We start from the raw sequence: 13,403 nt of genomic DNA on the forward strand, positions 1-13,403 counted from the left end.
AAAACCCTCTTGTTTTGCAAGGGGGTTTATTTTTTATCTTTAAATAATAGTAATTTGTCAGAATGAATACAGTTAAAGTTCTTATTATACTAATTTTATTTGTAGGTGCGTTTCAAGGTATTGTCTATGGAATTGTTCTTTGTAAAGCAAAACGGAATTTATATTCTAATAGAATCCTTTCGGTAATACTGTTTTTACTTTCATATCGACTATTAATTCAAATAATGCGCCTGTTTGGTTTAGGATATTACGATACTTGGTATTATTTTATGTTAGACTTAAGTTGGGTAACAGGTCCATTGTTATATTTTTATGTAAAGTCGCACTTAGATGGTAATTATAAAATATCTAAAAAGGAACTGTATCACTTTATTCCACTTTTAGTTCAAATTTGTATAAGCATATTTGTGAGACTTCAAAATTTATACTGGGAAGGTACACGTGAAAGTCTCAGTTGGCTTGGTTACTGGGGGTATGTAGTATGGATGAATTACCCAACTATTTATATTGTTGCAAGTATATTAATAATTGTTTATGCTCATAAAGCATTAAAGTTGTTGTATAAGGGAGTAAATATTCAAGAGCAGACATTACGTTGGCTTAAACGAATTCTGTTTTCTTTCCAAGTATATTTTAGTCTAGTTTTATTAATACTAGTTGTAGATGTCATAATTTACAATATCTTTCTTAACAATAACTATTTTTATTTTGTCAGATTTTTCTATTATCCATTTTTTATTGGAATATCAGTGTTAATTTATTGGTTAGGAATGGAAGGATTTGCAAGAAGAGATGAGAAGAGAATTATTCCCAAAAGTCAATTATCAAATGAAGAGAGAACGAAATTAGAATTAATTGCGAAGGAATTAAAAGTGATTGTAGAAGAAAGGAAACTATATAAGATACAAAAGCTGAATCTAGATATGTTATCAAAAGAGTTACAAACGAAATCATATTTGGTAACGCTTTGCTTAAAAGAAATTTATGGAAAGAATTTTAACGATTATATAAATGAGTATAGAGTAAAAGAGGTTCAGTATTTATTAAAGCAGTCAGATAATACTAAGTACACATTATTAAGTTTAGCTATGGAAGCAGGCTTTAACTCTAAATCTTCATTTAATAGAGCGGTTCAGAAGCATTTAGGAGTTTCACCTAGCGAATTAAAGCGCGAGGAATAAGGTGTCAAATATATTTCTGACACATATTTGAGGTCAAATATTGGTGTCAATTATATAAATGAGGCGATTTGTACGAGGTTGAAATCTATGTTTGTATGGAATTTTAAAATCTATTACAATGAAAAAAGTTTATGTATTCATTTCGTTTTTTGTTCTTTGGAACATCACCAATTCTTATGCTCAGATTAGTTCAGATCATAAAGTTGACGCTTTATTAGGAAATTGGAAAATTGACATGTCACCGTCTGATAAATCAGATAATAATTACGCTATTATGATTATAGATAAAGTCTCTAACAATTCTATCGAAGGAACATTTTACAGAGAAGGAGTAAAAATCCGAGAAGGTAGAGTAAATACATTAAATAGTAACATTTATGGAGCACTAGTATCAGGAGATAATTCTGGTGATTATAATACTTCATTTTATCTTAAAAACGGAAAACTTTATGGTTCAACTCATTCACTGAAAAAAGATTTTTTAGCTGTTTGGGTAGCAACTAAGGAAAAATAAGAAATAAAAAAGCCACACAAATATGCGTGGCTTTTTTCTATATTTCGTTTTAGGCTAATTATAAATCGAAACCGATATCTACACCTAATTTACTTGCAATGATTTTTGTGATTCTTTGTTTAACTTCAGGAATCTTAACACTTTCTAAAACCGTATTAGCAAAAGCGTACATTAACAAAGCATTCGCTTCTTTCTTAGGAATACCTCTTTGTTGCATATAGAATAAAGCTTGTGAATCTAGTTGACCAATAGTACAACCGTGGGAGCATTTCACATCATCAGCGAAAATTTCTAACTGAGGCTTAGCATTAATAGTAGCTTTATCACTTATTAAAACGTTATTGTTTTGTTGATAAGCATTTGTTTTTTGTGCTTCTTTCTCAACAATTACTTTTCCATTGAAAACACCTGTAGAACGATCATTATAGATTCCTTTGTAATCCTGATGACTTTCACAATTTGGTTCAATATGGTGAACTAAAGTATGATGATCTACATGCTGTTTTCCTTCAAGAATTGTAACTCCTTTTAAAATAGAATCAATTCGCTCTCCTTGTTGAAAGAAGTTTAAGTTGTTTCTAGTAATATTTCCTCCGAAAGAGAAAGTATGGACAGAACATACACTTTCTTTTTTTTGCTCAATGTAAGTATTATCAACTAAAGACGCGTTATTATTGTCATTCTGAATTTTATAGTAATCTACATTCGCATGGGTATCGACAAAAATTTCAGTTACAGAGTTGGTAAGAATAGCATTGTTAGTTAAACTTTGATGACGCTCAATAATTTGAACATGTGCATTACGTTCGGCAACAATTAAATTCCGTGGTTGAATCATTGTTGCATTTTCCGTTCCTGTTGTAAAGTAGATAATCTGGATTGGTTTTTCGACTTCTACATTTTTTGGAATATAAATATAAGCTCCTTCACTTGTGAAAGCAGTATTTAAAGAAGTTAAGTTGTCTTGTTTTGCTACTTTGTTAAAATAGTTTTCAATAACCGCTTTATATTTTGCTTTGCTTAAGGCAGATGATAATAGGCAAATATCCATATTATCATGAGTAGTATCTGATAAAAAAGAACTATACTTTCCATCGATAAATACAATCTTGTATGTATCAATATCATGAATGAAATACTTTTTTACATCTGCTAACTCTACTGCAGTTTCTGCTTTAGGAAAAATACTATAATCTTCTTTTAAAATTGAATTTAAAGAAGTGTATTTCCAAGCTTCTAATTTCTTAGAAGGGAAACCTAATTTTTCAAAATTTTGTAGTGCTTTCGACCTAATTTCATGAACATCGCTATTAACGTCCTTGCCATTTTCAAAAGCTAAATATGATGATAATAATTTATCCTTTAATTCCTCCATTCTTTCAAGTTTTAGTGGAACTCAGAAATTATGAGTTCACTTCTTCTTTAATCCAATCGTAACCTTTAGCTTCTAATTCAAGTGCTAAAGAAGCATCTCCAGTTTTTACAATTTTACCATCGTGTAAAACGTGAACAAAATCAGGAACGATATAATCTAATAAACGTTGGTAGTGAGTAATAACAATAACAGCGTTGTCTTCAGATTTTAATTTATTTACTCCATTAGCAACAATACGAAGCGCATCAATATCTAAACCAGAATCAGTTTCATCTAAGATGGCTAATTTTGGCTCTAACATTGCCATTTGGAATATTTCGTTACGTTTCTTTTCTCCTCCTGAAAATCCTTCGTTCAAAGAACGAGATAAGAATTTACGATCGATCTCAAGTAATTCTGACTTTTCACGAATCTTTTGTAACATTTCTTTAGCAGGCATTTCCTCTAAACCTTGTGCCTTGCGTGATTCGTTAATTGCAGTTTTGATAAAGTTTGTTACTGTTACACCTGGAATTTCAACTGGATATTGAAATGATAAAAATACACCAGCATGTGCTCTTTCTTCAGGAGCTAATTCACTAATATCTTCTCCATCTAATTCAATAGAACCAGAAGTTACTTCATATTCTTCTTTACCTGCGATCACAGAAGCCATTGTACTTTTTCCAGCTCCATTAGGTCCCATAATTGCATGAACTTCTCCTGCTTTAACTTCTAAGTTTAATCCTTTTAAGATTGACTTTTCTTCTACTTCTGCGTGTAAGTTTTGAATCTTTAACATTGTATATCTATGCTTAAAAAGCTAATTTTATTATTGGTAATAATATTTTATCCTACACTTCCTTCTAAGGAAATTTCTAATAATTTTTGTGCCTCAACAGCAAATTCCATGGGTAATTTGTTTAATACTTCCTTGCTAAACCCGTTAACGATAAGTGCAATAGCTTTTTCAGTATCAATACCTCTTTGATTGCAATAGAACAATTGATCTTCTCCGATTTTGCTTGTTGTAGCCTCATGCTCTACTTGTGCTGATTTATTTTTAGTTTCTATATATGGGAAGGTATGAGCTCCACATTCATTACCCATTAATAAACTATCGCATTGAGAGAAGTTACGCGCATTCTCAGCTCTAGAACCAATTTGTACTAATCCACGATAACTGTTTTGTGATTTACCAGCTGAAATACCTTTTGAAATAATAGTTGATTTCGTATTCTTTCCAAGATGAATCATTTTCGTTCCTGTATCTGCTTGTTGGAAATTGTTAGTCACAGCGATCGAATAGAATTCTCCTACTGAATTGTTTCCTTTTAAAACACAACTTGGATATTTCCAAGTTACTGCAGAGCCAGTTTCGACCTGAGTCCAAGAAATTTTAGCATTGGTTTCACATAAACCACGTTTCGTAACGAAGTTAAAGACTCCACCTTTACCTTGTTCATCACCCGGAAACCAATTTTGTACTGTTGAATATTTTATTTCTGCATCATCCATAGCGATTAATTCAACTACGGCGGCGTGTAATTGATTTTCATCACGTTGAGGTGCAGTACATCCTTCTAAGTAAGAAACGTAACTGCCTTTATCGGCAATTACTAAGGTCCTTTCGAATTGTCCTGTTCCACCTTCATTAATTCTGAAGTAAGTAGATAATTCCATTGGACAACGAACACCTTTAGGAATGTAACAAAAAGAACCATCTGAGAATACAGCAGAATTTAATGCCGCATAAAAGTTATCAGTTGTAGGAACTACAGAGCCAATATATTTCTTAACTAATTCAGGATGTTCTTGAATAGCTTCTGAAATGGGCATAAAGATAATTCCTTTTTCTGCTAGTGTTTCTTTAAATGTAGTAGCAACAGAAACAGAATCCATTACGATATCAACAGCAACATTTGCTAGTCTTTTTTGTTCTTCTAAAGAAATCCCTAGTTTCTCAAAAGTAGCCAACATTTCTGGATCTACTTCATCCAAACTATTTAATTTAGGTTTCTTTTTTGGAGCAGAGTAATAGGAAATATCCTGAAATTTTGGTTTTTCATAATTAACATTTGCCCACTCTGGCTCCTCCATTTGCTTCCAAACTTTAAAAGCTTCCAACCTCCATTCGGTCATCCACTCTGGTTCGTTTTTCTTTTTAGAAATGGCACGAACTATATCTTCATTTAAACCTTTAGGGAATTTTTCGCTTTCTATATCAGTATAAAAACCATATTCATATTCTTTGGTTTTTAATTCTTCTCTTAAATCGTCTTCAGTATACTTACTCATTGAAGCTGTTTTCGGTTATTGATATTAATTACAGAGAAAAACTTTCTCCACATCCACATGTTCTATTAGCATTCGGATTATTAAAAACAAATCCCTTACCATTTAAACCGCCAGAATACTCTAGTATTGTTCCAACTAAATACAAGAAACTTTTTTTATCAACGATAATTTTCACACCATTGTCTTCAAAAACTTTATCAGTCTCTCCTTGAGAATTGTCAAAATTTAAATCGTACGAAAGTCCTGAACAACCGCCGCTTTTCACACCTACTCGAACGTAATCCGTAGTTGCATCAAAGCCGTCATCGGTCATAAGCTCTATCACTTTCTTTTTAGCTGTGTCTGAAACTTTTATCATATAACTAAGATAAATCTAAATTGAGGTGCAAATATACGACATAACTATTATTTTTACACGTTTTGTTTAATGATAAAAATAATGTGATAATCAGAAAAACTTATGGTAGTTGAAAATCAGGGTTTTTAACGAAATCTGTGTCGGTTAGTGTCAGTAAAAATGCTTTGATATCAGCTTTGTCTTTTTCAGTCATTTGCACACCACCTTGACTCACTTTTTTCATAAGAGGTGAGATGGTTGGTGAATTTTTTAATCCCTCAGAATAATGATTGATGACTTCTTCTAAAGTTGAGAATCGACCATCATGCATGTAAGGTGATGTAAAAGTTAAATTTCGTAATGAAGGAGTTTTGAACTTGCCATTATCTGCAGGATCTCCTGTAACGGCACCCAAACCTAAGTCTGTAAATGTTGCGTCTAGTCCATTATTATGAAACTTATTGTCAGTCCAAAGTGGATTGTTATTACTTCCATGACAATGAAAACAGTCACCTCGAGTTTCGTCCATAAATGCATTAAATCCATTTTCCTCTTCAGTGCTTAAAGTAACTTCACCTCTTAAAAATTTATCAAACTTGGAGTTGCCAGAAATTAAAGTCCTTTCGAATTGAGCAATTGCTTTTACTATCAAGATGGAATCAATGGAAACATTTCCAAAAGCTTCGCGAAAAAGTTGTGGATATTCTGAATCGTTTTGAAGTCTGCTTGCAACTTCTTTCCAAACATTGTTCATTTCGCGATGATTGGTAACAGGTTCAAAAACTTGACGTTCTAAACTTAATTCTTTTCCATCCCAAGCAAATCGTTCATCATAATTCCATGCCAAATTATAAAGTGGCATTGAATTTCTTACACCTACAGCTCCATTTACACCTTTACTTACTTGATTATTATCAGTAAATGATTTTTGAGGGTCATGACATGAAGCGCACGAGATAGATTTATCAGATGATAAAATTGGATCGAAGAAAAGTTTTTTTCCTAAACGAACACCTTCATTTGTTTGAGGATTATTCGTGGGTATTAATGGCGCTAATAATTTATCTTTAAAAAGCTGAGGAATTTCTAATTCTATAATAACTGGAGAATAACCCGAAGGTTCGGTACTTTCATTATTCTCACTAGAGGAACATGAAGCCAGCATAAACACAAGAAAAAGATATATCCACGAGTGTTTCATTTATAAACTAAAAACTGATTTTCCGTTTGAATTCATTAAAATTTGGGCATCAAAGTTTGTCATTAAATTTTGATTTAAATCATCAAGTACCCAAATGTTTGGGTTTTTAAACCATTCTGCAATATTTACTTTTACATTAATAGTTTCTTCCGAATCTTTTATCCAGATATCAGTTAAACTAACAGGGAAAGAAGTATCTATTGTAGTAATATTATCTGGATCTGATGTGTTTCTAGCACGAATTACATGATAATTAAATGAGGCGGGAGTGGTTGTAGATTCCGACGTGTATTTACCATCAAATTGCATATAATGATATCCGCCACCTATCATTTCTGGAACATTAAAATTTGCTGAATTTAGATCGTTGTAGGCCCCATCTACATTGTCGGCGTCATTAAAACCAAACGTAAAATTTAATGAGTATGTTCTATTAAGAATTAATCCTTCAACGGTGTAAGATAAATTTTGTTCTTCACCTAAATCAATTAGTAAATAATCTTCTAAAGCTGTTTCAAAACCAGAAGTGTCAACTAGTTTTATTTTCGATATGAGATATCTATACCTTTCGATACTTATAACATCACCGTTTTCATTGGTGAGTTTTAAATCATTAAAATCCTCTTTCGTAATAGGGCTTCCATCCCATTCATGAACAAAATTTATCGTGATTTTTTTATTTCCTATACCTTCTTCGTTATTGCTTGAGCATCCTAATATTAGAAGTAAAGAGCAAATTAAATATTTTAAATTCTTAAGCATTATTTTATTTTAATCTTTAATAAATCTGAAAAGCCTTTATTTTGTTCAATATCCTCATCTTGACTAGTACTTTCTCCCACTGCAATGAAAGTGCCATTTGAAAGCTCTACAACATCATGTAAAATATCGATATCAGTTCCTCCTACGAATTTTTGCCACTGCACAGATCCAGTTGAAGAAATTTTAATTACCCATGCATCATTCTGACCTTTATTTATAAAATCGCGATCAGAACTTCTGCTACTTCCACAGATCACAAATCCACCATCAGTAGTATTTTTTATAGCTCGTCCAGTATCAAAATTTGTACCGCCAAAATTCTTTTGCCACATCAAATCACCATCTGGAGTTATTTTAATTACCCATAAATCCGCACCACCATTATTTTTTGTAACGTCTTTATCAGAACTTCTAGTATCACCGATAATGATAATGTTTCCATCTTCTGTTTTTTTGATGTCAAAAGATTCATCAATTTCAGATCCACCAAAGTTTTTTTCCCATAAAATTGTTCCAGTATTACTGATTTTTAGTACCCAAAAGTCATAAGTACCTTTATTGTTCGTAATATCAACATCACTGCTGTCAGAGAATCCTGTAATAACATAACTTCCATCATCTAATTGAATTACTCCTTGAGGTGTATCAGTAAAGTTTCCACCAAAAAACTTACTCCATTCTCTATTTCCGTTAGCATCAATTTTAACTGACCAAAAATCACCGCCTGCGTGCAAAACAGATTTTGCAGGGAAATTTCCCTCACCACCCGAGGAAGTAACATCTAGCTCTCCAACTAATAAGAGTCCACCATCAGAAGTAGCTGTTAATGAAGTTCCGTAATCTCTACCTGAAAAACCAAAAGATTTTTGCCATGAAATATCGCCATTGCTGTTTAATTTAGAAACCCAAAAGTCTGAATTTCCATTGTTTTCCGAAACATCTTTATCGCTACTATTACTAAAACCGAAAATAACATAACCACTATCTGTGGTTTGAAGAATTTGGTTGCCACGATCGTCATCCGATCCTCCGTAAGTTTTAGACCACTCAAGAATATCCTGGCTGTTGTATTTAAGCAGCAAGAAATCAAAATCATCAGTAGTTTTTGTCGTGATATCTCCATCAGTACTATTTGTATAACCCAAAATAGCATATCCACCATCATTTGTTGAAGTAATTGATGTTCCTATATCATTACCATTACCTCCAAATGTACCCACTAAATCAACTTCTAAACCAATATTTGGATTTAAAGCATCATCTAAATTTAAGTCTGGTTCGCCACAAGATGTTAATATAATTAGTAATGCAAATAGCTTTATATTTTTCACGTATTAATTTAGATTATTGTATGATTAATTTTTTACCAATTACCCCATTTATTTTAACCAAGTAAATACCTTTAGCTAGATTATTTATTGGTAAAACGTAGTCTTTTTGGTTTATATTTTTCTTTTGGTCAACTTTTTTGCCAAGAATTGTAAATACTTCAACAGAATTTATCTCTTTATTTGAAGAAATTATAGGAGCTCTGTCTGTGGGGTTTGGGTAAATTGTGATTTTATTATCAAGTTTTGGTGTATCTGGAAGTGATAAAGTTCCACTTTTCCTTACGATAAATAACCCCTGTTCGATATCACTAATTACTATGTTTCCACTTTGAAAATATGGATACACACTCCAAACCCCATTAAATCCCGTACTATTGTTAGCGGTGTAAGTGTCAAAGTAACCAGTTTCAACCATTGGATTAGTCGTGTTGGAAATATTCGTAATGTCCAAAACTCTTAATCCAGCTCTATAATTTGCAAGAAAATATTCGTTTCCTTTTACATAACCATTATGATCAATTGCTTGATGATTTGCAGTATAAGTTGAAGAGACAACTGGCATGTCTAAATCAGTCAAATCAAAAATAATTGTTCTAGTATTGGTTCCTGTCCGCTGCTCATCTAATTCATCACCTAGAATAAAATAAGTATGATCATCAGTAAACCAACCCTGATGTGCATAATGAGCATTTGAATAAGAAGTTTTAGAAATAAGTTGTGGATTTGATTTATCGGTAACGTCTAAAATTACAATATCATTAGAACCTCCATTATTACCGTTACTGGCAATTAGAATTTCTTTCCCAGAATATGCAGTATCCGGACCATTATAAGTTACTACTTGTGCATCATGAGTGTATCCTGCAGCTTCATATCCTCCGGCAGCAACTGGATTTTTAGGGTCTGAAATGTCAACAAATACTGGACCTCCTGAAAACGTTCTACAACCAACTAAATACGCATAGTTAGAAGCTTCATTAATTACGATGTTATGACAACTGGTTACACCAGTGTAAACTGTATCTGCAGTAAAATTTTGTGGAGTTGTTACATTTCTAAGACGAGTTAAATCAAAAACTTGCATTCCATGAGAACCAACATTATCCGCTACTATAAAAGCATGATTCTTATAAACTTTCACATCTCTCCAAAAGTTACTACCTGCATTGGTATTTAATCTTCCTAAATAAACGGGATTTACAGGGTCAGAAATGTCAACAAATGCTGTAGCATTGGTTAATGCGACTAAAGCATATTCTCTATTATTATTTGGGTCTGTCCATCCCCAAATATCGCTTCCTTCAGCGGTATTCGATCCGGATAATGTAGCAATATCAATGGTAGCCATTAGGTCATAATTACTACAAGGATAAGAACCAGCCAAGCCTGATGTGTCACAAGGAGTCTGACTATGAACATTCGAAGATGTAATGAAAAAATGTAATAAAATTAAAAATAAAAGTTTCTTCATGAGTTGACTTTAAAATGCTCCAAATAGCAAAAGTATGAAATTAATAGCGTTATTCAATTGTACAACAGTTTTGAATGGAAAAACCCTAATTTTAAAAATATCAATGTAAGTGAATTGATTATACTAATTGTTTTACAATCTAATACTATCTTTGCAGTATGTTAGAAGATAAAAATAGAGAAAAAACTTCCTTGGCGGAATTAGGAGAGTTCGGATTGATAGATCATTTAACGAAGCATTTTAAAATACATCATACTTCTACTGTGAAAGGTGTCGGAGATGATTGTGCAGTCCTATCGGCAAGTGAAATGGAAACTTTAATCACTACTGATTTATTAGTAGAGGGAGTTCATTTTGATTTGAGTTACATGCCATTAAAGCATTTAGGATATAAAGCTGTAATGGTAAATTTATCGGATATATATGCGATGAATGCTAAAGCTGAACAACTTACGGTTTCTTTAGCTGTTTCAAATCGTTTTTCTTTGGAGGCTTTAGAAGAATTATATGCAGGAATTCAATTAGCTTGTGAAACATATAATGTAGATTTAATTGGTGGAGATACAACTTCATCCGCTAAAGGAATGCTAATTTCCATTACAGCTGTAGGTAAAGCAGATAAAGAAGAAATTACTTACAGAAACGGAGCAAAGCCTAATGATTTAATAGTTGTATCGGGTGATTTAGGAGCTGCGTATCTTGGATTACAAGTTCTGGAAAGAGAGAAACAAGTGTATAAGGTAAATCCACAGAATCAACCAGACCTGGAAGCTTATACTTATTTAATAGAACGTCAATTAAAGCCAGAAGCTCGTAAAGATATTCCAAGATTATTGAAAGATTTGGAAGTAAAACCAACTTCAATGATTGATATTTCTGATGGTTTATCTTCAGAAATAATTCACATTTGTACGCAGAGTAAAGTAGGATGTAACATATTTGAAGAAAAACTTCCGTTGGATCCACAAGTAATTTCTACTTGTGAAGAATTTAATATTGATTCTACAATGGTTGCTTTAAGTGGAGGAGAAGATTATGAGTTGCTTTTCACGGTTTCGATTAATGATTTTGATAAAATAAAAGCAAATCCTAATTTAACAGTTATAGGACACATTACTGAACAAAACCAAGGAATGAATTTAATTACGAGAGCCAATCAATCTATGAAATTAAAAGCTCAAGGATGGAATTCATTTGACAACGAGAACGAATAGTTTTCGTGTTAAATAAACCTTATTCTCTAAATAAAATCGCCGTGATAACGGTGATTTTATTTTTTACTAAGTATTTCTTTTATTTTATTGATAATCTTTTCTGGAGGAATAGATTCCATTACATTTTCATAACCAGGTAAAGTTTTATTTCCGTAAATAGAACAAGGTAATGCTGGGTATTTCTCCAAGTCAGGAAGAATACAGTTTTCTGTTGGTTGATTGAATGGAGCAAATCCTGCATATGGATGTGTGTTTCCCCAAATAGTGACAGTGTCAATTCCTAGCATAGCAGCAAAATGTGCATTTCCGCTATCCATTGAAATCATAACATCTAATTTACCGATTAAATTTAACTCGTGTTTCAAATTACTGAGTTTTCCAGCAATCGAAGTTACATTCGAAAATTGCTTTTCAAGAGGTCTTAATTTTCGAATATCTGCTTTACCACCAAATAAAAAAATATGTAAATCGTTTTGAGATAGTTCTTCAATTACCTTTAACATAAGTTTTTCAGGATAGGTTTTTGATTCGAAAGCAGCAAAAGGAGCTATACCAATCCAATGTTTATTCTTGTTACCGATAAGCTCAGTATTATTTAAAGATAACGGTTCGTTTTTAGGAGGAGTGTAGTTCTCAATGTTTATTTCAAAACCTAATTTATTAAAAACATCAGCATAGCGTTGATGACTTGTTTTAAGTTGTTTGAAAATTTTATTGTTATGTCTGGTTAAAGCTTTTTTCTCTTTTCTTCCTTTATCAATTTTAGCAGTTTTCACTTTAGAAAAAAGAGAAAAGAAAAGCCTTATAACTTTTGAGCGTAGAACATTGTGCGCATCAGCAAAATGAGTTGTGTTTAATGAATTGAGTTCTTTGAATAACTGGTATAATCCAGAAAACCCTTTGTGTTTACTTTTTGTATCTACAGGAAAAAAAGAAACGTTTGGAATTTCATCGAACAAAGGTTTTAAAAATGCTCTTGATACAAAAGTAATTTTCACATCTGGATATTGAGATACGAATAATCTTATAATAGGAACTGTCATGGCTACATCTCCCATAGCAGAGAGCCTATAAACAATAATATGTTGTTGTTTTGTCAATGTTTTGTTTTTTGCAGTTCAAAAGTAAGGAATAAAAAAAACCCGCTCGGTTTGAGCGGATTTTAATTGTCTTTTCTATTGAATTGCTTAGCAGAACTCGTCGTATGCTTGTGATAAATTCTCAGCAATCATTTGTGCAGAACGACCTTCAATATGATGCCTTTCTAACATATGAACTAACTTTCCATCTTTAAATAAAGCAACTGCAGGTGAAGATGGAGGAAAAGGAATCATATATTCACGAGCTTTGGCTGTTGATTCTTTTTCTACACCAGCGAAAACTGTTGTTAAATGATCAGGTTTTTTATCTCCTTGAATTGATGCTATTGTACCAGGTCTTGCAGTACCTGCTGCACAACCACAAACAGAATTTACCATTACCAAAGTAGTTCCTTGTTTTGCTAAAGCAGAGTCAACATCTTCAGCACTATATAAAGCTTCAAAACCAGCATCTATTAATTGATCACGCATAGGTTTTACTAATTCTTCTGGATACATATAAATTATCTTTTTTAGGTTACAAATATACTTATAATCTCATTATATTTGAAATTATTAAAGAATTAGAAATGGGAAATTTTACAAAGTGGTTAGGAGCAGGTTTAGGATTTACTCTAGGTGGTCCTATAGGAGCATTAAT

At 32.2% G+C, this 13,403-nt stretch carries 13 protein-coding genes; 3 read left to right on the forward strand and 10 right to left on the reverse strand.

What is annotated here, in order from left to right; genetic code table 11:
• Positions 1–62 precede the first annotated feature (62 nt).
• Together BTO06_RS18205 and BTO06_RS18210 are read left to right on the forward strand one after the other, a co-directional pair.
• Positions 63–1,181 carry a helix-turn-helix domain-containing protein gene (locus BTO06_RS18205; RefSeq protein ID WP_100926663.1) on the forward strand — a complete coding sequence of 373 codons (1,119 nt, stop codon included), beginning with the start codon at positions 63–65 and terminating at the stop codon, positions 1,179–1,181.
• Positions 1,182–1,299: 118 nt separating this feature from the next.
• Positions 1,300–1,695 carry a hypothetical protein gene (locus BTO06_RS18210; RefSeq protein WP_157811921.1) on the forward strand — a complete coding sequence of 132 codons (396 nt, stop codon included), beginning with the start codon at positions 1,300–1,302 and terminating at the stop codon, positions 1,693–1,695.
• A gap of 58 nt (positions 1,696–1,753) precedes the next feature.
• Here BTO06_RS18210 and sufD read toward each other — a convergent pair whose 3' ends face one another.
• The 8 genes from sufD to BTO06_RS18250 form a co-directional block, all read right to left on the reverse strand.
• On the reverse strand, positions 1,754–3,070 hold the full coding sequence (sufD, locus tag BTO06_RS18215; RefSeq protein WP_100926665.1) for a Fe-S cluster assembly protein SufD: 1,317 nt from the start codon (positions 3,068–3,070) through the stop codon (positions 1,754–1,756).
• A 28-nt stretch (positions 3,071–3,098) separates the two neighbouring features.
• On the reverse strand, positions 3,099–3,851 hold the full coding sequence (gene sufC, locus BTO06_RS18220) for a Fe-S cluster assembly ATPase SufC (protein WP_100926666.1): 753 nt from the start codon (positions 3,849–3,851) through the stop codon (positions 3,099–3,101).
• A 47-nt stretch (positions 3,852–3,898) separates the two neighbouring features.
• Positions 3,899–5,347 (reverse strand): Fe-S cluster assembly protein SufB, encoded by a 1,449-nt coding sequence (gene sufB, locus BTO06_RS18225; protein WP_100926667.1) that lies wholly within the window; start codon positions 5,345–5,347, stop codon positions 3,899–3,901.
• A gap of 28 nt (positions 5,348–5,375) precedes the next feature.
• Positions 5,376–5,705, reverse strand: coding sequence for a HesB/IscA family protein (locus BTO06_RS18230; protein ID WP_100926668.1), 330 nt, complete (start codon positions 5,703–5,705; stop codon positions 5,376–5,378).
• Positions 5,706–5,805: 100 nt separating this feature from the next.
• Positions 5,806–6,849, reverse strand: a complete 1,044-nt coding sequence (locus BTO06_RS18235; RefSeq protein WP_232731494.1) for a cytochrome-c peroxidase — start codon at positions 6,847–6,849, stop codon at positions 5,806–5,808.
• A gap of 36 nt (positions 6,850–6,885) precedes the next feature.
• A complete protein-coding gene (locus BTO06_RS18240) occupies positions 6,886–7,647 on the reverse strand; it encodes an MbnP family protein (protein WP_100926670.1) in 762 nt (253 codons plus the stop codon).
• A complete protein-coding gene (locus tag BTO06_RS18245) occupies positions 7,647–8,978 on the reverse strand; it encodes a hypothetical protein (protein ID WP_100926671.1) in 1,332 nt (443 codons plus the stop codon). The genes BTO06_RS18240 and BTO06_RS18245 overlap by 1 nt, the downstream gene beginning before the upstream one ends.
• A 13-nt stretch (positions 8,979–8,991) precedes the next feature.
• Positions 8,992–10,449, reverse strand: a complete 1,458-nt coding sequence (locus BTO06_RS18250; protein WP_100926672.1) for a choice-of-anchor B family protein — start codon at positions 10,447–10,449, stop codon at positions 8,992–8,994.
• A 158-nt stretch (positions 10,450–10,607) separates the two neighbouring features.
• On the opposite strand from BTO06_RS18250, the gene thiL reads away from it, so the two are divergent.
• Complete coding sequence (gene thiL, locus BTO06_RS18255) at positions 10,608–11,663, forward strand: thiamine-phosphate kinase (RefSeq protein ID WP_100926673.1); 1,056 nt, start codon at positions 10,608–10,610, stop codon at positions 11,661–11,663.
• A gap of 56 nt (positions 11,664–11,719) precedes the next feature.
• On the opposite strand, the gene BTO06_RS18260 is transcribed toward thiL, so the two are convergent.
• The gene (locus tag BTO06_RS18260; protein WP_232731495.1) at positions 11,720–12,763 is read right to left on the reverse strand and encodes a glycosyltransferase family 9 protein; all 1,044 of its coding nucleotides are present in this window, start codon (positions 12,761–12,763) and stop codon (positions 11,720–11,722) included.
• 87 nt (positions 12,764–12,850) lie between these two features.
• Positions 12,851–13,261, reverse strand: a complete 411-nt coding sequence (locus BTO06_RS18265; RefSeq protein ID WP_100926674.1) for a BrxA/BrxB family bacilliredoxin — start codon at positions 13,259–13,261, stop codon at positions 12,851–12,853.
• Positions 13,262–13,403 lie beyond the last annotated feature (142 nt).

The sequence above is a fragment of the Tenacibaculum sp. SZ-18 genome (assembly GCF_002813915.1).
Lineage (GTDB): Bacteria > Bacteroidota > Bacteroidia > Flavobacteriales > Flavobacteriaceae > Polaribacter.